Here is a 22,206-nt window from a genome sequence, read left to right as displayed (position 1 = left end):
GCCCATCGTCACCGTGCTCGACACCACCCCTCGATGCCGTCCGCCGCCCGCATCTGCCCCCGTAGCTGCGCCGCCTCGCCCCCGCGCCAGCCGGCCAGACCGCCGCCGAGGTCGGCGTACGGCTGGAAGCGCTCTTGAGGCGGCAGGTGCAGGCGGACGAACAACGCGTCCCGGCTACAGCATCCGCCCGTTGTGGGTCTGCTGGACCTGGCTGCCGGTGTAGGGGTCCGTCACGGTCAGGCGCACCCGATTCTGGATGTTCCCCGAGATGCCCATGCCGAGCCCGAGCACGTTGCCGACCCGCCAGCCGATGTCAGCCCCACCCAGCAAACTGAGCACCGAGGGCGCCGCCGGCCGCTCACCCCCGAGGGGCCCAGTGAGACCGACCCGCAGACCAAACCAGTAGCGACCGCGCCACGGCTGACGGCGGATCGTCTGTGGATCGAGCGCGGCAGGCGGCGGTGGCAAGGGCGTGACCGACATGCCCCCGAGGTCGACCCCTGGCCGCGGCTCGGCGCCCGGCGTCGGATACGGCTGCGGCCCGGCGGTCCCCGGCGGCGGCCCCAGCTGCGCACCGGGAGCAGTCGGCGGCGCACCCGGAGCAGTCGGCGGCGCGGTCGGACTGCGAACCCCGGCGTAGGGCGCGGGCGTCGGCGTCGGCACCGGCGGCCTCGGCTCGGGCAGCGTCTCGCCACCGCCACCGACCGCTGGGGTCACCACCGGCGCGACCTCCTCGGGCGCCACCGCCGGTGTGATCGGCAGCGACGGATCCGGCACCGGCGCCGCATGCACGGCGCCAGGACAGAGCCCAGCCAGCACCCCCGCGATCGCAACCCGTGAACGAAGCCTCATTGCCGGTGTCCTCGCGCCACCCTCGGAAGATCTACACCATGCGGCCGAGAAGCGACACGCTCTCCCGTACCCACCAGCGCCGCGCTCAGCGCACGCTCCGCCTCGCGCTGCAGCTCCAGGTCGTCCTCGTTGCTCGCCGCGAAGCGGAGAAAACCGACCGCGTCCGGGCCCCCCAGCACCGCCAGGGTCGTGTAGCCCTCGCGCGCCAGCGCCGGCCAGCGCTCCACCCGACGCACCACCGCCGACGCGTGCCGCCCATCACCGACCTGCGTCAGCACCTCCAGCGCCAGGCGGACCACCTGCAGGTCCGCGTTCCCGACCTGCTCCGCCACCGCGTCGGCCAGCAGCGGGCTCGGATGATCGCGCGTCCACTCGAGCGCCAGCAGCACCAGCTCCGGGTCGTCCGCTCGCAGCAGCAGCATCGCCGCCTGCGCGTCGCCCCCGGCCAGCGCAAAGCGCAGCGCCAGCACCCCCAGCGCCGTCGTCGCGGCCGCCAGCAACCCCGCCTGCGACGGCACCGGCCCGTCCAGCTGCGCCCGCGCCGTGATCGCCGGGACATCGAAGTGGCGCCGCAGCGCCGCCGGCACCTCGAGCTCGAGATAGAGGAACAGCGCCGCCGGCCTCGCCCCGCCAGCCCCGCCAGCCCCAGGTCGGGAGGGCCGCCCGCCCTGGTCCGACGCCGAGACCCACCCGACCAGGCGCAGCGCCCCGGCGAAGCGCCCGCCCCCGACCGCGAAGTCCGGGCTGTCCGCCAGCGCCTCGCCGACCGCGGTCGTCAGCATCGCCTCGAGCTCCGGGCTGGTCGCCGTCACCCGATCGATCGCCACCGCCGCGCGCCCCGACTCCACCCCGCAGGCGAGGCAAAGCGCGAGCCCCATGGCCATCGCAAGTCGGCGCATCGCCCCGACCATAGCAAACTCGCCGCGCCAGCAACCACACCTGCACCGGCTGCCATCGCAAGCCCGCCGCGCACCCAACCACACTGCCTCTCAGTGACCATCGTAAACCCGCCGCGCACCCAACCACGCCAGCCGCGAGCTAGCGCCACGCGAGCGCATAACCGGCCGACGCCGCGAACAGCGACGCATAGCGCCGAGCCGCCGCCTCGACCGTGATCGCCTGGCCCCCGACGGCCCGCGCGCTGGTCACCTCGACCCCCCGCAGCCCGCACGACACCAGGGCCGCGAACAGCCCCGGGTCGACATCGAGGTTGAGCGCGATCCCCCTGCACGGCCACCCCGCGGCTGATGTGCAGCCCGATCGACGCCAGCTTGCGCTCCCCCAGCCAGACCCCCGGGTGGGCCATACGAAACTCGCAACCTGCCACCCCGAGCTCGGCATACAGCGAGACCCCGACCTCCCCGAGGCGGACGATGTGCTCGCGGATCTTCCGCCCGATCGGCACCACCGTGTACACGACGAGCTGTCCCGGCGCGTGCAGCGTCACCTCACCGCCCCGCGGGGTCCGGACCACCGTCATCCCGATCGCCGCCCGCCGGGCCTCGTCCCACAGCACGTCGCCCTCGCTCGCGCGCGGCCCGAGCGTCAGTACCGGCGGGTGCTCGACCAACAGCAAGGTCGGCGTCGCCCCCGCGATCACCTGCTCCCGCAGCGCCAACTGCATGGCCAGCACCTCCGCGAAGTCGCGACGACCCAGCCAGGTCGCCGCCAGCTCCGGCGGCGAGGCGGCGCCCTCAGGTGTCGAGGCCACCGGCGCTGGCGCCGCCGTCTCGGGTGTCGAGGTCACCGCCAGCTCCGGCGGCGACCCGTCGCCCTCAGGTGTCGAGGCCACCGATCGACTCGATCACGGTGGGGTCGAGCACGGTCACCTCGATCGCCAGGGTGGTCACACCGATCCCCTGGGTCCGCAGCCAGCGCGCGAACTCATGCGGACCGACCGTGCGCTGCTCGGCGAGGTCCGGCGCCTCGCCCATCGCGAACACCAGGTGCCCGCCGCAGCTGTTGCGCTCGCTGTCGCCGGCCCAATTGCTCGCGTCGAGCCCGGCCTTGCGCGGCAGCACCAGCACCAACACCCGACCCTCCTCCTCCTCGGCCTCCGGGTCCTGCACCACCAGCTTGCCGACCCCGCGGACCGGCGGCAGCGTGGTCACCAGGCTGAAGCCCTCGCGCTCGAGGTAAATACGTGCCAGCGCTTCGAGAGATCGCGGCCCAAGCGCTTGCAACCACTGCACAAGTTGATTGGTCGTTTCGCCGTCAAGGAGATCCGCCGCGACCCGCAAGCTCTGCTCGGCCGCGGCCGCCGGCCCCGGCAGCCGCGAGGTCTGGAGCTGATACCGGGCATCGCCCCGGGCCACGAAGCGAGACGCCCGCCCGAGCTTGCGGATGTCGAGCAACACCCCCGCCGTGACCGCCCGCTCGATCTCCGAGATCTCCCCGCCGAGCACGTTCTGGCCCGCGAGGTTCTCGGCGATCTGGCGGATGTGCAGCGAGCGCGGGCCGGCATCCGCCAGCACCGCAGCGACCTGGCTCAGCAGGCCCTGGGCCTGCATCTCGCCGCCGGCCCGGCTGTCGCCGCCGCCCTCGTTCGTCCACTCGACCCGACGCCCGCGCTTGCGCCGACGCCGACGCCGACGCCCGCCGCGCTCGTCCTCGTCGAGCCCGTTGCTGCCGTTCGCGCTGCTGTTCCCGCTGTTGTTCCCGCTGTTGCTGTTCGCGTTGCCGCCGTTGCCATGCACCGGTGGCCCGCCCGAGCCAGCCCTGGGCGGCATCCGCCGCGGCATGTTACGGACCTCCGGGGCCGGCCCCGAGTTGGTTGAAGGACCACGCTGCATGCTCTCGAATTCACTCCGCAATCCGGACGCTCCTCGGCCAGCCGCGACATCGCGTTCGCCATCACCAGGGCGACATCGGTGACCCCGTCGAGACCGGCCCCGCGGGGCGCCTCGAACTCGAGCTGATGCACCTTCTGCAGCACCTCGCTGCGCTTGCTGGCATCGGCCCCGCGGCGCGACGGCTTGACCGCCACCAGCTGGGGCGGCGGCGCTTCACCACGCACACCAAAGCGGTTGCGCCGACGCTTGCGCCGACCGCCCTCGCGACCGCCACCATCCTCGCCGCCGCCTTCCTCCTCGGCCTCACTGGCCTCCTCGGCATCCGCGGCATCCGCGGCATCCGCGGCATCCGCATCAGGCGCCCCGGGCTCCGCCGCAGTGACGGTTTCACGGACCACCGTCGACACCACGACATCGCTGGTATTTTTCACCACGACCGCAGCCGCCACGGGGGCCACCACAGCCACTGGCTGGGCCGACGCCGGCGCAGCCGCGGGCGGCGGCAGCTCGATACCCGGCGTGAGCGCGTAGTATCCGGGCTTGTTGCGGGTGAGGATCGCCTGGTCGCCGCGCACCGCCGAGTTAAGGCAGGTGCGCATCGCGGCCTCGGGGTCGCGCCCGACATGCGACAGCAGGTTTCGCTGGACCGCACGCTTGGCGATCTCTGCGAAGTGCAGCGGCTCGGGCTCGTGGCGGAGGACTTCGATCGCAGCTTCGAGGAAGGTCATGTTGCTTGTGCAGGCACCCCTCCCCGCGCGCACCAGCGAGGAGGGCGAAGGGGGAGAGCTGAGGCCAGGAGGGGAAAAAGTCCGAAAATTTGCCGAGGCGGGGCCCGGTCTGCTAGCGGCCTTGAAGTCATGCGCACGCACAACTTTGGCGTTCTCGTCCAGGCCCCGGCCGTGGCCGTGGCCTCAGCCGTAGCCTCCGCCGTAGATGGCGACCCGGCCGCACGCGGCCCGACCTCCACCGCCGCGGATGATAGCCAAATCGACGCCCAAAGTGGCCAAGATTTGCAGGCCGCCCTCCAGCGCCTCGGCCACACCGCCATCCTTCTAGGCGCCGACGACGACCTCGACCTCAAGCTCCGCGCCGCCCGCGTCTCGGCCTGCCTGATCGCCGCCCACGGCGCCGTGGGGGCCAGCGGCGAGCTCCAGGGCCTCCTCGGCCTGCGCGGGATCCCGTTCGCCGGTCCCTCCGCCGCGACCGTCGCCCTCGCCCACGACAAGCTCCGGTCCCGCCAGATCCTCGGCTTCCACAGCCTCCCCGTCCCCGCCACCGTCGCCCTCGGGGGCGCCGAGCCCCCCACCCGGCATGCCCTCGGCCTGCTCGGCTGGCCCTGCGTGCTCAAGCCCCGCCACGGCTGCCACGGCCAGGGCGTGCGTCACCTCGCCGACGCCGCCGCCGTCGCTGACGCCGCCGACGAGCACCGGACCGGCACCTGGCTGCTCGAGCGCGCCGTCACCGGCCGCGAGATCCAGGTCGTCCTCCTCGACGGCAAGGTCCTGGGCGCCATGGAGGTCGATCGTGACCCCGCCGGGCAGATCTGCGCCATGGTCTGCCCCCCGAGCCTGTCCCGCAGCCGCCGTCACGGCATCGACAACCTCGCCACCCACGCCGTCGCCGCCCTCGGCCTCACCCGCGGCACCGCCCGCGTCGACCTCCTCCTCCACGAGCGCCACAACGAGGTCATCCTCGAGGTCGAGCCGCTCCCCCCGCTGCACCGCGCCGGCGTCGTCGCCAAGGTCGCCCACGCCGCCGGCCTCCGCTACGAGCAGCTGGTCGCCGCGATCGTCCACGACCTCGTCGACCCGGTCCGCCCCACCAAGCGCCGCCCCACCGTCCCCGCGACCCCCCGCCTCACCGCGCCCACGCCCACGCTCAGCGAGGCCGTCCTCCAGTAACGACCTGTCCCCCGCGACCTGTCCCCCGCGACCTGTCCCCCGCGACAGCTCGCCTAGTCCTCGCCGCGCCCGAGCGCCCGCGTCGCCCGCTCGCCGAGCGCCTTCTGCTCCTGCCGCCGGCGCCGACGGGCCTGGCCAGCGCGCTCGCCCGGCAGCCGCTCGAACACGCTGAAGCTGCCGAGCAGCACCCTCCCGGTCACCCGCAGCACCCGCCGCTCGTCGGCCGGCGTCACGTGCCCCTCGTCCTGCTCGACCGCCGCCAGCACCGCCCCGCAGCGGTTGTCGATCTGCCACCCCGGCGGCACGATCACCTCGAGGCTGCCGCACACGACGTTCACCTCGAGCTCGAGCTCCGTCGCCTCTGCCGGCAAGATCGCCTGCCGCAGGTCGAGCAGCGCAGCGCCGAAGATCACCCGCACGCAGGTCCGCGGGGCCACGCGCCAGGCCCCCACCCGCTCCACCGACCCAAACAGCACCGGGATCCGCTGCGCCGCCTCGGGCTCCACCGGCACCAGCGCCGTGCTCACCGCGACCGGCCGCAGCTCGGCCGTCAGCCCGTGCAGCTCCGCGATCGTCTCCGCGTGCTCGACCCGCTCGAGCCGGCGATCCAGCTCGTCCTGGTCGATGTGGTCGTCCGCGTAGCCGTCGCCCAGCAGGCGCCGCGCCTGCTCCCGCTCCCGCCGCAGCGCCTCGGCCGGACTCTCGCGCACAGCCGCCTCTCTACACGCCCGCGAACAGGCGCGCGCCGAAGCTGTCCGACAGCCGCTGGTCGCCGAAGATCTTGCGAGCCGCGGCGTTCACGTCGTAGTCGACACGCTTGAACTGGAACAGGCCCTGGGCGTCGTCGTAGATCGTGTAGCTCGCGCGCGGGTCGTGGTCGCGCGGCTGCCCGACCGAGCCCACCGACACGATGTAGCGAAACTCCGGGTGGACCTCGAACTCCTTGGTCACCACCTCGTAGACCCGCTCCTTGCCCACCGCGAACGACTTGCACAGGTGCGAGTGGCCGATGAACGTGATCTGCCCGAGGCTCTCCCAGATCGGGATGCAGGTCTGCGCCTGCTCGACGCTGAAGATGTACTCGAACTCCTCGAGGTCGACCGGCGACCCGTGACAGAAGTGGGTCATCCCGTCCTTCTCGAAGTAGTTGAGCCTGCGCAGCCAGGCCATGTTCTCCGGCGTCAGGACCCCCGCGTGCAGGTCGAGCGCCTCGCGGGCTGCGTCGTAGTAGTAGCTGTAGTCCATGCGCCCCGCGACCGCCGCGTCGTGGTTGCCCAGGATCGTGTAGCGAGTGATGCGACGGACGATGTCGCAGCACTCGTTGGGCTGCGCCCCGTAGCCGACCGTGTCGCCCAGGCACACCAGGTAATCGACCTTCTCCCGGTCGATCGCGCGGAGCACCGCCTCGAGGGCGTCGTGATTGGCGTGAATGTCGCTGAAAATTCCGTAACGCATCAATCTTCCCCAACCACTTCGAAGTCACCGTCGGCGTCGAGCTCCGGCGTCGTAATGGCCTCGTAAGCACGCGCAGCGAAGCGGCGGATCTCGCGATCCTCCGCTCCAGCTGCCACAGCCTGGCCACGCGCCTCGCCTCGCACGTCGGCGAGTGTAGCAAGCGCCCGCCGGGCCGCGGAGGAAACCGAGGGGTCCGCGACCTCCAACAAGTTCTCGATTGCGAGCCGACCCGCACCTCCGGGCGCGTCTCCGTCCGAGATCACGAGCTCCGCGAAGGCCCGTGACACGCGTAGCCCAAGCGCCTCCTTCGCCTCACCTGCCGCACCCCGAAGGAGCGCGCACAGCGGACCCACGACCCGCGGGCCGAAATTGCCGAGCGCCCGGGCCACATCGATCCACACCACCGAACTCTCCGCCCCGAGCCGCGCCGTCAGCGGATCGATCGCCCGCCGGTCACGCGCCAGCCCCAACAAGATCGTCGCCGCCTGCCGCAGCGCTCGCCCCGGGGCCTCGAGCCGCGCCAGCAGCTCCGGCACCAGGCGCCCACCGACCTCGGCCAGCGGAGGCAACAGCGCCAGCAGTTCATCCTCATCGAGCTCGGCCAGCAGCGGCATCACATCCGCCGGCCGCGCCCCGCCCAGGATCATGAGCGCCTGTCCCACGCGTTGTTTGGGGTCGCCTCCCCCCACATTATTTCCTGCCTCGGAGGTGCGAACGCCCGGTCGTGCCCCGACGCTGATCTCGCCCGACACGGCGACCGCCGGCTGCTGACTACGCCGGGTCCCGCTCCGCGCCGCCGGTGCCGACCCCGACCCCGACCCCGATGCCGCAGGCACCGTCGCGTGCGCCCCGGTCCGCGTCGCTGGCTCGTGCCGCGACACCGACTCCGGCCGCCCCGGTATCGGTGGCACCAGCGTATGCGCCCCGGTCCGCGTCGCCGGCTCGTGCCGCGTCGCCGGCTCCGAACGCCCGGAACCCGCAGGCACCACGCTGTGCGCCCCGGTCCGCGTCCCCGGCTCCGACCGCGTCACCGGAGGCACCACCGCGTGCGCCCCGGTCCGCGCTGGCGGCTCCGATCGCTGCGTCGCTGGCACCGTCCCGTGCGCCCCGCTCCGCCCCTCACGCACCGTCCCCGCCGGCACCACCGAGTGCGGCCCGGTCCGCGCCGTGTCCTGCGTCGTGACCTCGACCGCATCGGGCGTGCGCTCAGGGGCCGCTGGCGGACGCGGCAGCGCTGCCCGCACCGGCCCCGTCGGCGGCCGCTCGTCGACCGGGACCACCAGCGCCCCGGAGCTCCGCGCCGCCTCACCACGACGAGCGCCCAGCGCCCGCGTGACCTCCGGCGGCGGCGTGATGTCGTGGTGCTGACACAGATCCAGGATCCCCCGCCACGCCTGCTCCGCCTGCTCCGGCGTCAGGTCGTCACCGCGGGCGATCCACGCGCTGCGCTGGCTGACCAGCTTCACGATCCAGTCGGCCGCGTCGCTCACCAGATCGCTGCCGAGGATCCGCCGCCAGAACCGGGCCGGCGCCACCAGACCGAACTCGATCGCCGCCGCCAGCACCGCCTTGCGCATCGCCTCGTACTCGGCGAACGACAGCCCGTCGACCTCGAGCAGCCGCGCCAGGTTGTCCTTGCGCGACGCCAGGTCGAGCCGCTCGAGCGCCGCCAGAGCCTCCGCCGGCCCGACCAGGTGCCGGTACGACCCCTCGGCGAGGGTGTGCCGCGCCGGCTCGAGCCGCTGCTTCGCCGTCATGCGGGTCAGCGCCTCGCGGGCGCTGGCATACGCGTCCGGCGGGAACTCGCCGGTGCCCAGCTGACCCTGCGCCGACTCGAGGCACAGCGCCGCGTTGCGCTTGAGACCCTCGGCCTCGATCTCCCGCGCCGCCGCGGCCTGCCCCGCCTCGCTCCGCACCACCAGCTGCAGGCGGAAGGACTGCGCCAGGCGCACGAAGATCTCGCTGGTCTTCGGCGCGCTGACGTCGACCACCGCGTCGATCACCGCCACCTCCCCGAGGTACGACGCCACCAGGCGCACCCCGAGCAGCGGATACCCGAGCCCGCGCAGCAGCACCGGCCGCGCCTGCAACGCGGCCGACCCCCACATCCGCCGCGTCGCCTCGTCGAGCACCGCCGTCGCCGTCACCACGCCATCCTCGAGGCTCAGATCGCAGACCACCGCCCGCTGGACCTCCGCGCTCAGCGTCGGCCCCGAGCTCCACCCGCGCTGCCCCACCGGCCGCGGGACCCCGGCCCCGCGCTCGTCGCTCGCCGCCGCCGCGGCCGCCCGCGCCGCAGCCCAAGCCGTAGCGGCGAAGCAGAACCGCGGCTGCAACAACCAGTGCCGCACCTGCCCCGGCCGCTCACGCAACTGCTGAAGATGCCCTTGCAACACCTCCAACAGCTCGCCCCGCTGCTGCGCCGCCAACACCAGCGTCGCCTGCTCGCGACCCGGCGACAGCTCGAGCCACGCCCCGCCGCCCTCGGCCGGCCGCTGGCAGGCCTTGCAACGCCCCTCCAGCGGCCCCGACTCGCGCAGCCGGGCCGCCAGCTCCGGCTTCACCTCGGCGTCGACCCAGCGCCAGCGGGTCACCGGGCTGTACGCGCCGCAGGCGCATGCGTACGCCACCTCGACGCTCCAGCTCCACTCGTCGACGCTGCTTTCCACGCGCGGGACCATAGCCTTGCCGGTTTTTTGTTGTAAAGCTCCGCCCCCATGAGCACCCCCTCGCAGGCCGACGACGTCCGGGCCGCGGCCGTGAAACGACTCGTGAGCGATCTCGAGCAGAACTTCCGCGACGCCGTCCAGCGATCGATGCGCTTCGCCCTCGACGGCTCCGTCGCCTCGCTGGCGATCGTCGATCACTACCTCGAGCAAGCCCGCGAAGAGACCCGCGCCCCGATCCTCGCCCTCCTCGCCGCCGGCGCCGGCGCCTACTTCGGCGAGCTCGTGCGCCGCCACCTCGGCGCCCAGTGGATCGGCGACGGCAGCGATCCACGACACCTCCGCCTCCTCCTCGATCCGGAGTTCGCCTACTTCTCACCCGCCGACCTCGCCTTCGCCGCGATCCTCGGCGACGAGCCCGACCCCGACGACCCCCGCGCCCCCGCCGGTCTCCCGCTCGACACCGCCTTCCACCTGCGCAGCACCGCCACACCCCCGCCGAACCCACGCCGCGTGGACGACCCGGCAGATCCGCCGCCCGATCCACCCGAAGCCGACGCCAGCGCCGCCGCCATCCCCGCCATCCCCGCCAACACCCCCACCGACCTCAGCGACGACGCCAGCTGGATCGCCGCCCGCCTCGGCGAGCTCAGCCCGGTCCCCGCCGACCAGTTCTACAGCCTCACCACCCGCTACGAGACCCTCGAGCTCATCCTGCAGCTGCTGGCGAGCCGCCGCGCGCAGGCCGGATATGAGCCCTATACCTACACGATCAACGATTATTTACACGCGTTTTCCTAGAGTTCCGAGCCCCCCCGGGGCGGTGTAGACTGCGCGGCACGGATGTCCGCGGCGGAAGAAATGCCCCTGCTGGAGATGCTGCAGGTGCTCTCGCGTACGCCTGTCAGCGAGCCGCAGCTGCGGGCGGTGGTCGCCGTCACCTGCGCTCGCTGGTGCGTCGCGCGCGGTGAAGACGGCGAGGCCCAGCGCCTCCTCACCCACGCGCTCGAGCTCGTGCCGGACCTGCGGCCGGCGATGCGCCTCCTCTATCGCATCTTCCTGCGCCGCGGCGACATCCGCAACTCGGTCCGCTACCTCGACCAGGAGATCCGCGCGACCCGTCACCCGCGCGAGGCCGCGGCCCTCTACCGCGAACGCGGTCAGCTCGTCGAGGCCCACTTCGGCGATCGCAACGCCGCCCTTCAGTGCTACCAGGCCGCGCTCAAGGCAACACCCCGCGACCTCGCCGTCCTCCGCTCCGTCGAAGCCGTCGCCCTCACCCAGGGCAACATTTTCTCCCTCATCAGCAACCTCGAGGCCCAGCTCGAGGTCCTCCACGACGCCCGGGCCGTCGCCGCCGTCGCCCGCGACCTCGCCCTGCTCGAGGCCCGCCACGCCGGCGACCTCGGCCTCGCCTGCGAGCTCATGCTCGCCGCCACCGAGGCCCAACCCGGCAACCTCAGCCTCCTGCAGGACCTCTTCCGCCTCGCCGAGGCCGCCAACAACCCGGAGCTCATGCTCCGCGCCCTCGAGCTCGAGGCCGAGGCCCGCCCGCCCGAGCAGCGGGCCATGCCGCTGACCCGCGCGAGCCTCACCCTCCGCGAGATCCGCGAGCGCGGCGCGGCCGTCAGCCTCCTCCACGCCGCCGCCAAGACCCAGCCGAGCAACCTCTCGCTGTGGCGCAACCTCGAGGAGCTCAGCATGGCCACCGCGCGCTACGACGTCGCCGTGGCCGCCTGCGCCGGCCAGCTCAAGCTCATCGGCCCCGAAGACCCCGGCATGCAGGCCGAGCTCTTCTACCGCCTCGGCAAGCTGGCGATGATCCGCCTCGACCGCGTCAGCGAGGGCCTCGGCGCCATGCGTCGCGCCCTCAAGCTGTTCCCCGGCCACATCCCCGCGCTCGAGGACGCCGGCCGCTACCTCATCGCCAACGACGCCTGGTCGCAGCTGCTCGAGCTGCTCAAGCTCCAGGTCGCGACCGCCGATGACGCCGGCCTCTCCCCCGAAGAGAAGGCCCAGGCCCAGCTGCGCGCCGGCCAGGTGCTCGAGGAGAACCTCGGCGAACTCGAGGGCGCCCGCCAGATCTACGAAGAGGCCGTCCTGACCTGCCCGAGCTTCCGCCCCGCGCTCGACCGCCTCGAGCGCGTGCAGTTCCAGCTCGGCCGCGTCGAGGGCCTGCGCGAGCTCTACCAGGGCGAGCTCAGCCGCGGCGCCGACGGCCCGCGCCGCATGTTCCTGCTCTCGATCCTCGCCCGCCTCCACGCCCAACAGGGCGACGCCAACGCCGCGATCAAGTCGCTCGTCAGCCTGCTCAAGGACTTCCCCGAGCACACCCCCTCGATCCAGCTGCTCGCCCGCCTGCTCGCCAAGGCCGGCCGCGCCCGCGAGCTCCTCCAGGTCACCGAGCAAGAGATCAAGCTGACGATCTCCCCGGTCCGCCAGGCCAAGCTCCTCTACCGCAGCGCCGAGCTGGCGCTCGAGCTCGGCGACGGCGCCCACGCCGAGACCTGCCTGATGCAGGCCCTCGAGACCGTCGAGGACCACCAGCCGAGCATGGCCCTGCTCGAGCGGATCCTCCGCGACCGCGACGACACCCGCGGCCTCATCGACCTCCTCCGCCGCCGCCTCCACCTCGCCCCCGACGCCGAAGAGAAGCTCAGCCTCGGCCTCGAGATCACCCACCTCCAGCTCGCCATCGGCGATCCCAACGCAGCCCTCGCCGAGATCGACCCGATCCTCGAGTCCTGGCCCGAACACCTCTCCACCCTGCAACTCGGCGTCCGCCTCGCCGCCGCCACCGCGCAGCCCGAGCAGCGCCTGCGCTACCTGCAGCAGCACTTCAGCGTCGCCCGCGGCCACCGCACCCGAGCCCTCCTGGCCTATCGGACATGTCTCTTGCGACAGGAGCCTCGCGCCGCCGTCGCCGACATCCGCCGCGCCCTCGCGCTCTGGCCCCAACTCTCCGGCGGCCACGCCACCCACCTCGCCCTCGCCGAGACCAGCCACGACACCGACCTCATCCGCAGCGCCGCCCGCGGCGGACTCCAGCACGACCGCGGCGCCGGCAACCGTCAGGCCTTCGCCCTCCGCCTCGCCGAACTCGCCGGCTCCTTCCTCCACCCGAACCTCCCACCCGGCCAAAACGGCCCCGCCCGCGCCCTCCCCTACCTCCACGCAGTCGCCCTCGCCAGGCCCCGCGACCTCGGCGTCCAGCTCCGCCTCGCCCGCGTCGCCCGCTTCACCGACCGCCCCGCCCTCGCCGCCACCGCCCTCGCTTCCGCCGCCGACCTCCTCGAGGCCTCCACCCGCCACGCCGGACCACCCGCGTCCGCGTCGTCTGCCACGTCCGGCGCCGCGGGCCGCAGCAAGCTCCACCCGGTCGTCCACAGCCTGCGCTACCGGGCCGCCCGCGCCCACGAGCAAGCCGGTGACCTCGCCGCCGCCGACCGCCTCCTCGGCGCCCTCCTCGAGCACGACGCCCACGACACCCTCGCCCTCCGCGCCCGCGAACGCATCGCCGCCGAGCGAGCCAGCCCCGCCGCCGCCCGCACCGCCGCCACCGAGCTCGCCTCGATCGCCGCCGGCGAAAAACAACCCGCCGACAAGGCCGCGCTCCTCACCCGCGCCGGCGACCTCCTGGTCCGCGCCGCCGACCTGAGCGACGCCCGCAACCGCTTCGACGCCGCCATCACCGCCTGCCCGAAGTACCTCCCGGCCCTCTACGCCCGCGCCTGTCTCCTCGAGCAGCTCGCCGAGGGCCGCGGCAGCCCCGAGCTCATCCAGGCCGCCGACGCCCTCGCCCTGTACGCCACCACGCTCCGCGATCCCGCCGCCGCCTACGCCCCGCTGTGCCGCGCCGGCCTGCTCGCGCTGCGCGCCCGCGACCCCGCCCGCGCGTGGAAGCTGCTGGCCCGTGCCCTCGAGCAAGCCCCCGCGGCCCCGCTGGCCTTCTCGATCCTGTGGCGCGTCCGCGAGGCCCACGGCCGCGAGGGCGCCGTCCCGCTGCTGCCCGCCCTCACCCGCCGCCTGGGCGAGCTCCACGCCGCCGGCCGCCTCGCCCCCGCCGAGCTCCGCGCCCTCGCCCGCCTCGCCCTCGACAGCGACGGCCCGGTCGCCGCCGCCAACCTGCTCGAGAAGGGCCTCGCGCTGGCCACCAGCGACTCCGGTCGCAGCGACCTCGCCACCTCCGTCGACCTCCGCGTCGACCTCGCCCGCGTCTACGCCCGCGTCGGCCGCTGGCAAGACGCGACCCAGCAGATCCTCGACGCCGCCCAGCACGAGCCGGCCCCCGAGCGCCGCGCCATGCTGCAGTTCCTCGCCGGCGACGCCCAGGAGCGGGCCGGCGCGCCCGAGGCGGCCTTCGAGCACTACCTGGCAGCCAGCCGCGGCGGCTACCACCCGCACAAGGCCCTCACCGCCGCCGACCGCATCGCCTCCGCGATCGGCACCGTCGAGCAGCGCGTCGAGGTCCTGCAACTCCTCATCCACCAGGGCGACACCGACGAGCGCGTCCGCAGCCTCCGCGCCCTGAGCGAGCTGTTCCGCGGCCCGCTCGCCAAGCCCGAGCGCGCCGCCGGCCTCCTGCGCGAGCTCCTCAAGCTGCGCCCCGCCAACACCGACGTCATCCTCGACCTCTACGAGCTGCTCACCGACCTCGGCCGCGAAGAGGAGGGCCGCGTGGCCCTCCAGGCCGGCATCGCCACCCAGCGCGCCATCCTGCGGGACCGCGGCCTCAGCAGCACCGGCGAATCCACGGCCGACCCACTCGACCCCGATCCAGTGCTCGGCCTGCTGCGCCTGTTCGACGCCGCCGAGGAGCCCGGCGGCGTGTACGTCTGCGCCGCGATCCTCGAGGCCATCGACCCCGACCTCGTCCCCGCGAACCGCCGCTGCGACACCGTCAAGCCCGAACCCTGGCCGCTGCCCAACCCGCCCGACAAGCCCGCACCTTTCTACGTCGCCGATGACCCCGCCGTCGCCGCCGCGCTCGGCCTGCTGCGCACCGGTGTCCACGACCTCAACGCGATCCCCGGCGCCCCGCCGCCCGCCGTCAACCTCTCGCAGCGCCACAGCCTGCCGGCCACCAGCTCCGTCGGCACCGTCACCCGCGCCATCGCCCGCACCCTCGGCCTCGCCGAGCCGCTGCTGTTCCTCAATCAAGGCGAGGACAACGCGGTCGTCGCCCACGTCGGCACCGCCCCGGTCCTGCTCATCGGCCGCAAGGTCAACGCCACCCCGTTCTCACCGCACGCCCGCGACTCGATCGGCCGCGCCCTGCTCCGCCTCAACACCGGCGGCGACCACCTCCACCGCGGCATGAGCGACGAGCAGCTGATGGGCGTCATCCACGGCCTCGCCTCGTGCGCCGGCGTCACCCTCGACCCGATCCACCCCTTCGACCAGACCGTCGCCGACACGATCCTGGAGGCCCTCTCGGGCGCCGCGATCCCCGTCGACTTCGGCGAGGACGCCGAGAACCTCGACCGCACCCTCGTCAGCTTCTCGATCAAGCAGCTGCGCGAGCTGCTCCGCAGCGCCGAGGACCGCGCCGGCGCGATCGCCTGCGCCGACCCCCGCGTCGCCCTCCACGACCCCACCCGCTTCCAGAGCCTCAGCACCCGCCGCGCCGCCGGCCTGGTCGCCTACCTCGTCTCCGAGGAGCACCTCGTGCTGCGCCGCCTGCTCGGCTACCACGTCGAGCTCGAGCTCGAACTCACCGACGTCGAGGAGCTCCCGACATGACCACCGACGCGCCCAAGCTCCCCGCGCCGCCGGTCGTCGGAGCGCGCAGCCCCGACAGCAACCCGAGCCGCGTCGCCGCCGATCCACCGATCCTCCTCGACGAGGGCGGCCGCCCGCTCGAGCTCGCCACCACCGCCCCCGACCCCGCCCCGCCGCAGGCCCCCGCGCCCACCCTCCTCGACCTCCCCGAGGCCTTCTTCCCCATCGAGCACAGCCTCGACCCCGACGCCCTCGGCCTGCCCCCGCTGCGCTCGCCCGAACGCTGGCGCCACCACGCCGAGGCGCTGCTCGCCGAGGCCCAGGCCGACAGCGACGAAGCTGTCCGTGCGGCCATGTCCGGAGAGGCAGGTCGGATCTACCTCCAGCAGCTCGGCCAGCGCGCCCTCGGCGAGCGCCTGCTCGCCGCCGGCAGCCCGGTCGTGCGCAAGGCCGCCGAGCGCAGCGCCGCCGTCACCAGCCTCGCCGACGAACAGGACGCCCTCGCCAGCCAGGCCAGCGACCCCACGCACCCCGCAGCCCGGCGTGCTGCGGCCTGGATCGAGCACGGCCAGCGCGCCGAGCAACAGGCCGGCGACGACACCCAGGCCCTCCGCAGCTACCGCAACGCCCTCGAGCTGGTCCCCGACCACCCGGTCGCCATCAACCTGGCGATCGAGTCGACCCTGCGCCTCGGCCAGCGCGAGGCCGCCGTCGCCCTCGTCACCCACCACCTCAAGAGTCTCGGCTCGAGCCCCACGGGCACCACGGACCGCACGGGCACCACGCGCACCACCGCTGGCCCCCACGATCTCCCCGCCCTCCGCTCGGTCCGCCTGCTCGAGCTCGCCGAGCTCGCCGACGACCCCGAGCCCATGCGCGAGCACCTGCGCCTCGCCGTCGCCGCCGACCCCGACAACGCCACCGCCCTGCGCCGCCTGATCCGCAGCCTGCGCAGCGACAGCAGCGACAGCTCCGGCCCGCCCGAGCTCCCCGACCTCTACCGTCGCCTCGCCCGCCTCGCCCCCGACCCCGTCACCGCCGCCACCAGCCTGCAGCTCGCCGTCATCAGCGTCGGCTCCGCCGAGATCCCGCGAGATGTCCTCGAGGACAGCCGCGACTGGCTCGACGTCCACGGCAACGACTCCGCCGCCCACGGCCTGCTCGACGCCCTCGTCCGCAACTTCGGCCAGCGCGACCCTCGCGGCACCGCCGAGCTCGGCATCGACGGCCTCCGCAGCGTCGACGTGCTGGTCCGCCTCGCCGCCTTCAAGGACGACCCCCGCGAGCAGGCGATCCTCCGCGAGCAGATCGCCCGCTTCCGCTGGGAGTCCACCCCGCTCGCCTCGCGCCAGAGCGCCCTCGACGACGACGGCACGCTGCGCCGCCTCGCCGAGGACGACAGCGCCGCCTCCGAGCTCCCCGAGCGCGAGCGCGAGGACTACCGCACCCTCGAGTCCGACCTCCGCTTCGTCCGCCGCTACCTCCCGGAGCAGCGCTGGGTCTGGCAGGCCCTCGCCAGCGTCCTGCGCACCGTCGGCGACACCCCGGCGCTCATCGGCCACCTCACCGAGTGGGCCCAGACCCGCTCCCACGGCCCCGAGCGCGCCACCATCCTGCTCCGCCTCGGCTTCGTCCACGAGCGCCTCGAGCACGACCTCTCGCGCGCCGCCGAGGTCTACGAGCTCGCCGTCGCCGAGGACCCGAAGAACACCGCCTGCCTGCGCGCCCTCGGCAGCGTCTACGAGAAGATGCGCCGGTGGTCGCAGGCCGCCGCGATCCTGCAACGCCAGGCCCGCGAGACCACCGACGGCCCCGAGCGCCTCGCCGCCCTCCGCCGCGTCGCCGGCATCGCCGAGCAAGAGCTCCACGACGTCGACCTCGCGATCGTCACGCTGCAAGAGATCGCCCAGATCGATCAAGACGACGTCCTGTCGCTGCTCCAACTCGCCGGCCTGTGCCGCACCCACGACCGCCCCACGATCCTCATCCAGACCCTACAGATGCTGGTCGAGCGCCTCGACGAGGACATCGCCCGCACCGCGATCCTGGTCGAGCTCGGCGAGGCCCACGAGACCCGCCTCAAGCAACGCACTGCGGCCCGCGAGGCCTACGAGCGCGCGCTCAAGCTGAGCCCCGGCTACACCCCCGCGCTGCGAGCCCTCGCCCGCCTCTACCGCGACAGCAGCGACCTCGAGGGCCTCCTGCGCCTGCACGAGCCCGAGGTCGACGCCACCAGCGACCCCGCCGTGCTCGCCCTCAAGGCCGGACGGATCTGCTTCGAGGAGCTCGGCGACCTCGAGCGCGCCATCGACTACCTCTGGCGCGCCTACCGACAGAACCCCGACCTCGTCCCCGCCCGCGAGATCCTCCTCCAGCTGCTCTCCGCCACCGGCAAGATCCACGACGCCTACGACCTCCTGCGCGCCCAGGACCCGCCGCACAGCCGCCCCCTCCTCGCCGACTACCACTACCGCCTCGGCCTCATCGCCGAGGCCCTCGCCCGCCAGGGCGACGACACCCCGATGGTGAACGAGGACCGCGCCCTCCAGCACTACCGCGCCGCCCTCTCCGTCCAGCCCGACCACGGCCTCGCCTTCGAGCGCTCGCGTCGGCTCCTGGTCGCCAACCACGACCTCGCCAATCTCATCCGCCTGCTCGAGGATCAGCTCCAACACGCCAGCGGCTCGATCAAGGCCGCCCTCCTGGTCCAGCTCGGTCGCCTGTACCTCGGGACAGGTGACCTCGACGCCGCCCGCCACAGCTACGAGACCGCCGCCGAGGTCGCGCCCGACGACGGCGTCATCCTCCGCGAATACAAGACCCTCCTGCGCAAGCTGGGCGACACGACCACGCTCCCCACCCTCCGCCTCCGCCTCGCCCGCAGCTCCGAGGACACCCACTACAAGGCCACGCTGCTCGTCGAGTCCGCCGAGGTCCTGCTGCAGTCCGAGGCCCCCGAGGATCGCGAGTTCGCCGCCGGGGCGATCCTCGGCGCCCTCAAGGAGGACCCCGGCAACCCCTACGCCGTCCGCCTGCTCGAGGGCCTGCTCTCCGACCCCAACTCCCCGCTCGCCATGACCGACGCCGTCGGCGCCCGGGCCGTGCGCGCCCAGTCAGACTCCGAGCGCGCCATCTTCTATCTCGAGAGCGCCGAGCTGCTCGAGCACGCCGGCGCCGTCAACGAGTCGCAGCGAGCCTACCGCGCCGCCCTGCGGGCCATGCCTGGCCTCGCCCCCGCTGACATGGGCCTCGGTCGCCTCGCGAGCGGCGCCGCGCGCGAGCAGGCCACGCCCAAGCAGAAGGCCGTGTCGGTCCACACCCTCATGGCCGAGGCCCGCGACGCGGCCGTCCGCGCCGGCACCACCGGCGCCCCCGAGGACGCCGAGGCGGCGCTGCAACTCCTCGGTCAGATCTTGGGCCGCGATCCCCACTACCGCGACGCGATCGGCCTCACCCGCGCCCTCGCCACCCAGCTCCCCGAGCCCGCCCCCGCGGTCAATCTCCTCAGCACCGTGTTCGGCCGCATCACCGACCCCGGCCTGCGCTACGAGCTCGGCGTGTTCCTCGGCGAGCAGTCGGGCACCGACGACGACGCCGTCGCCTACTTCACCGTCGCCGCCCAGGCCCGCCCCGACGGCAAGCAGGCGCTGCGTGGCCTGGTCCGCTGCTACCAGCAACTCGGTCGCGAGGCCGAGTCGGCCAACGCGATGGAGCAGCTGCTCGCCCTCTACGACCCCGGCGAACCCTCGGCCGTCGACCTCCGCCTCATCCTCGCCGGCATCCTCGCCCAGTCGCAGGCGACCATGGACCGCGCCCTCGAGCACGCCCGCATCGTCCTCCAGGCCCGCGGCGACGACCCCCGCGCGATCCAGCTGATGGCCAGCCTGCTCGAGCGCAGCCAGCTCCCCGCCGAGGCCGCCGACATCCTCGATCGCCTCGCCGCCCGCGAGCGCGACCCGGACCGCCTGCACGACCTGTACATGCAGCGCGCCAAGCTGCTCGCCGACGTGCCCGGGCGCGAGGCCCAGGCCCTCGCCGCGATCGAGAAGGCCGCCGAGCTCGGCCCCGGCAACCGCACCACGATCCTCCTGCTCATCCGCCTGCTCGAGCGCAGCGGCCAGGTCGACCGCGTCGCCACCTACCTCGACCCGATCCGCGCCGCCATGCTCGCCAGCATCGGCCGCGGCACCGTCGCCCCCACCGACATCCGCATGCTCGCCGAGGTCGCCGCCAGGCCGAACCCCCCGCTCGCGCAGATGGCCCGCGTCCTCTGCTACGCGATCGAGCCCAACTCGGCCCCGCCGCCCGACGGCCACATGCGCCCCGCCAGCGCCCCCGGCCTGCAGAACGTGCTCGCCACCCCGGCGCTGCGTCAGCTGCTGCTCTCGCCCGGCGAGACCGCCGACATCAGCGACCTGCTCGCGTGCGTCGAGTCGGCGATGGACCGCATGTACGTCGAGTTTAGCGGCCTCGGCCCCGACGAGGTCGTGCCCGTGCCGGCCAACGTCGACGTGCAGGGCCTCGCGCTCCCGCTGCAGAACTGGGGCCGCCTCCTCGGCCTCGCCGAGCTCAGCCTGCGCGCCTCCGCGATCAACAACACCATCGCCCTGCTCGACGAGGGCGACGACCCGACCCTGCGCCTCGGCGTCAACCTGTGGATCCGCGGCGACCTGATCGCCTGGCGCGGCCTCGCGGCGCTCGCCCTGGCCCGCCGCGCCCTCGGCGGCGACAAGGTCCGCTCGCTCGTCCCCGTCGAGCTCGACCTCATGCTCGCCGCCAGCTTTGAGGTCACCAAGGTCTTCAACGCGATCACGGCGGACCCCGACGCCCGCCGCCTCCGCGACCTCACCAACAACCTCGGCAAGAACCTCCCGCGCCGCCAGCGACGCCCGCTCCTGCGCATCTGCCAGGCCCTCTCGAGCACCCACTTCGAGCCTGCCGCCACCGCCCGCGCCACCCTCACCACCGACCTGCGCATGGCCCTCCTGCTCTCGGGCGACGTCAGCGGCTGCCTCGCCGCCGCCTGCCTGCTCGACGGCTTCGCCAACGGCAGCCTCAAGCAGCGCATCAGCCTGAGCCGAACCGCCCAGGAGCTCGCCGTGTTCATGCTCAGCGACGCCTACCTGACGCTGCGCCGCCAGGTCGCAACCTGAGCTCGGGCCGACTGAGCTGTCCTTCAGGACAGCTCCTCTGCAGGGCCTCCGTTGCCCCACCTCGCGCCGAGGAGCTGTCCTTCAGGACAGCTCCTCTGCAGGCCCTTCGTTGCCCCGCCTCGGGCCAAAAGGAGCTGTCCTTCAGGACAGCTCCTCCCGCGCGGCTCAGTCGTCCATCAGCTCGGTCGCCGCGAACTCGCCCGATCCGCTCGCGCTCGGCGCCCCGCCGCGGTACTCGTTGAGCCGGTACTGGATCTTACGCGGTGAGATGCCGAGGATCTTCGCCGCCTTGCTCGTGCTCCCGCCGACGTGCTCGAGCGTGCGAAGGATCGCGTAGCGCTCGAGCTCCCGCAGCGACGCGCCCGGGATCACCGGCGCCGCGTCGTCGCCCCGCGTCCGCGACATGACCTCGCGCGGCAGGTCCCGCGGCTCGATCTCCGTGCCGCGACACATCACCACCGCCCGCTCGACGCAGTGCTCGAGCTGACGGATGTTGCCCGGCCAGTCACACGCCAGCAGCACCCCGAGCGCCCGCTCGCCGAAGCCGACCACCTGCTTGCGTGCCCGCGCCGCCGAGCGCCGCAGGAAGTGCATCGCCAGCAGGGGCACGTCGTCCCGCCGCTCGCGCAGCGAGGGCGTGCGCAGGCTGACCACCCCGAGGCGGTAGTACAGGTCGTCGCGAAACTTGCCGGCCTTGACCAGGCGGTCGAGGTCCTTGCTGGTCGTGGCGATCACCCGCAGGTCGGCGCTCCGCGCTTCACCGTCGCCGAGCGGCTCGTGCCGGTGCTCCTGCAGCACCCGTAGCACCCGGGCCTGCGCCGCCAGCGGCAGCGCGTCGACGTCGGCGAGCACCAGGGTGCCGCCCTCCGCCTCGCGCACGCGGCCCTCGCGGATCACCACGCCGGCCTCGACCTGCCCGAACAGCTCGCGCTCGGCCGCCGCCGCGTCGCCCAGCGCGCCGCACTTGACGTTGATCAGCGGACCGCCCCGGCGCCCGCTCCACTGGTGGATCAGCCGCGCCACCTGCTGCTTGCCGGTGCCGCTCTCCCCCGCGATCAGCACCGACACCGGCGCGTCAGCGACCTGGCGCGCGAGGTCGAGGAGGTCGCGCAGCGCCTTCGCGTGACCGACCACGCCAGACATCGCGTCATCCTCGCGAGCCGCCAGCGCCGAGCGCAGACTCCGGGCTTCCTTCTGCAAGTGGCGGTGCGCCAGCACCCGGCGCAGCACCACCAGCAGCTGCGGCAGGTGCACCGGCTTGCCGAGATAGTCGTCCGCGCCCATGTGCATCGCCTCGACCGCCCCCTCGACCGACCCGTACGCGGTCAGCACGATCACCGCGACATCCGGCATGCGCTCGCGCAGCTTCGCCATCAGCTCGATGCCCCCCAGCGCCGGCATCTTCACGTCAGTGATGACCACGTCCGGGGGCCACGTGTCGACCCGTCCAAGCGCCTTGTAGCCGTCGGCGGCGGACTGGACCTCGTAGCCCTCCTCGCGCAACAGCTCGCTCAGTGCCGAGCGCGCGCTGGACTCGTCGTCGACCACCAACACTCGTCCGGCCCCACCCGCACGAAGATCCGGTGTATTCGCCGCCGGTCCGTCGGTAGGCATGATGTTCGACTCATGGGTCGGGTTCTCCATGGGGAATCAGGTTGCCCATTCC

13 protein-coding genes are annotated in these 22,206 nt (G+C 73.5%); 4 read left to right on the top strand and 9 right to left on the bottom strand.

Translation table 11 applies throughout. The annotated features are described in order from the left end of the window. Positions 1-174: 174 nt before the first annotated feature. From IPJ59_RS35875 to IPJ59_RS35860, 5 genes are all read right to left on the bottom strand, one after another. Positions 175-792 carry a hypothetical protein gene (locus tag IPJ59_RS35875; RefSeq protein WP_293275686.1) on the bottom strand — a complete coding sequence of 206 codons (618 nt, stop codon included), beginning with the start codon at positions 790-792 and terminating at the stop codon, positions 175-177. Positions 793-848: 56 nt separating this feature from the next. Beyond that, complete coding sequence (locus IPJ59_RS35870) at positions 849-1,751, bottom strand: hypothetical protein (protein ID WP_293275685.1); 903 nt, start codon at positions 1,749-1,751, stop codon at positions 849-851. Then, positions 1,661-2,485 (bottom strand): lipoyl protein ligase domain-containing protein, encoded by an 825-nt coding sequence (locus IPJ59_RS38780; protein WP_463673392.1) that lies wholly within the window; start codon positions 2,483-2,485, stop codon positions 1,661-1,663. Before IPJ59_RS38780 ends, IPJ59_RS35870 begins: the two co-directional genes overlap by 91 nt. Positions 2,486-2,627: 142 nt before the next feature. Next, on the bottom strand, positions 2,628-3,362 hold the full coding sequence (locus IPJ59_RS35865) for a hypothetical protein (RefSeq protein ID WP_293275684.1): 735 nt from the start codon (positions 3,360-3,362) through the stop codon (positions 2,628-2,630). After that, positions 3,341-4,372, bottom strand: a complete 1,032-nt coding sequence (locus IPJ59_RS35860; protein WP_293275683.1) for a winged helix-turn-helix domain-containing protein — start codon at positions 4,370-4,372, stop codon at positions 3,341-3,343. Before IPJ59_RS35860 ends, IPJ59_RS35865 begins: the two co-directional genes overlap by 22 nt. Positions 4,373-4,654: 282 nt before the next feature. On the opposite strand from IPJ59_RS35860, the gene IPJ59_RS35855 reads away from it, so the two are divergent. Continuing rightward, positions 4,655-5,545 (top strand): ATP-grasp domain-containing protein, encoded by an 891-nt coding sequence (locus IPJ59_RS35855; RefSeq protein ID WP_293260355.1) that lies wholly within the window; start codon positions 4,655-4,657, stop codon positions 5,543-5,545. 53 nt (positions 5,546-5,598) lie between these two features. Here IPJ59_RS35855 and IPJ59_RS35850 read toward each other — a convergent pair whose 3' ends face one another. From IPJ59_RS35850 to IPJ59_RS35840, 3 genes are read right to left on the bottom strand one after another with little or no spacing between them, the layout of a single operon-like run. Then, positions 5,599-6,255, bottom strand: a complete 657-nt coding sequence (locus tag IPJ59_RS35850; RefSeq protein WP_293260352.1) for a DUF1707 SHOCT-like domain-containing protein — start codon at positions 6,253-6,255, stop codon at positions 5,599-5,601. Between the two features lie 10 nt (positions 6,256-6,265). Then, positions 6,266-7,000, bottom strand: coding sequence for a metallophosphoesterase family protein (locus IPJ59_RS35845; protein WP_293275682.1), 735 nt, complete (start codon positions 6,998-7,000; stop codon positions 6,266-6,268). After that, positions 7,000-9,669 carry a HEAT repeat domain-containing protein gene (locus IPJ59_RS35840; protein WP_293275681.1) on the bottom strand — a complete coding sequence of 890 codons (2,670 nt, stop codon included), beginning with the start codon at positions 9,667-9,669 and terminating at the stop codon, positions 7,000-7,002. Before IPJ59_RS35840 ends, IPJ59_RS35845 begins: the two co-directional genes overlap by 1 nt. 48 nt (positions 9,670-9,717) lie before the next feature. Between IPJ59_RS35840 and IPJ59_RS35835 the strand changes: the two genes are divergently transcribed. Genes IPJ59_RS35835 through IPJ59_RS35825 form a run of 3 tightly spaced genes read left to right on the top strand, consistent with a single transcriptional unit; the run spans position 9,718 to position 20,540 of the window. Continuing rightward, positions 9,718-10,467: a hypothetical protein gene (locus IPJ59_RS35835; RefSeq protein WP_293260315.1), complete on the top strand. Its 750-nt coding sequence runs from the start codon at positions 9,718-9,720 to the stop codon at positions 10,465-10,467. A 42-nt stretch (positions 10,468-10,509) separates the two neighbouring features. Then, positions 10,510-15,408 (top strand): tetratricopeptide repeat protein, encoded by a 4,899-nt coding sequence (locus tag IPJ59_RS35830; RefSeq protein WP_293275680.1) that lies wholly within the window; start codon positions 10,510-10,512, stop codon positions 15,406-15,408. Continuing rightward, positions 15,405-20,540 (top strand): tetratricopeptide repeat protein, encoded by a 5,136-nt coding sequence (locus tag IPJ59_RS35825; RefSeq protein WP_293275679.1) that lies wholly within the window; start codon positions 15,405-15,407, stop codon positions 20,538-20,540. Before IPJ59_RS35830 ends, IPJ59_RS35825 begins: the two co-directional genes overlap by 4 nt. 165 nt (positions 20,541-20,705) lie before the next feature. Here IPJ59_RS35825 and IPJ59_RS35820 read toward each other — a convergent pair whose 3' ends face one another. Beyond that, complete coding sequence (locus tag IPJ59_RS35820) at positions 20,706-22,184, bottom strand: sigma-54-dependent transcriptional regulator (protein ID WP_293260304.1); 1,479 nt, start codon at positions 22,182-22,184, stop codon at positions 20,706-20,708. Positions 22,185-22,206 lie beyond the last annotated feature (22 nt).

The sequence above is a fragment of the Nannocystis sp. genome (assembly GCF_016714285.1).
Taxonomy (GTDB): Bacteria; Myxococcota_A; Polyangia; order Nannocystales; family Nannocystaceae; genus Nannocystis.
The sequence above is the reverse complement of the archived record's forward strand: the minus strand, read 5'-3'. Positions and strand labels throughout refer to the sequence as shown.

Coding starts and splice junctions, on each gene's coding strand:
- IPJ59_RS35870 (WP_293275685.1), bottom strand. CDS start 1,751: ATGCGCCGACTTGCGATGGCCATGGGGCTCGCGCTTTGCCTCGCCTGC.
- IPJ59_RS35820 (WP_293260304.1), bottom strand. CDS start 22,184: ATGGAGAACCCGACCCATGAGTCGAACATCATGCCTACCGACGGACCG.
- IPJ59_RS35835 (WP_293260315.1), top strand. CDS start 9,718: ATGAGCACCCCCTCGCAGGCCGACGACGTCCGGGCCGCGGCCGTGAAA.
- IPJ59_RS35860 (WP_293275683.1), bottom strand. CDS start 4,372: ATGACCTTCCTCGAAGCTGCGATCGAAGTCCTCCGCCACGAGCCCGAG.
- IPJ59_RS35845 (WP_293275682.1), bottom strand. CDS start 7,000: ATGCGTTACGGAATTTTCAGCGACATTCACGCCAATCACGACGCCCTC.
- IPJ59_RS35830 (WP_293275680.1), top strand. CDS start 10,510: ATGTCCGCGGCGGAAGAAATGCCCCTGCTGGAGATGCTGCAGGTGCTC.
- IPJ59_RS35865 (WP_293275684.1), bottom strand. CDS start 3,362: ATGCAGGCCCAGGGCCTGCTGAGCCAGGTCGCTGCGGTGCTGGCGGAT.
- IPJ59_RS35825 (WP_293275679.1), top strand. CDS start 15,405: ATGACCACCGACGCGCCCAAGCTCCCCGCGCCGCCGGTCGTCGGAGCG.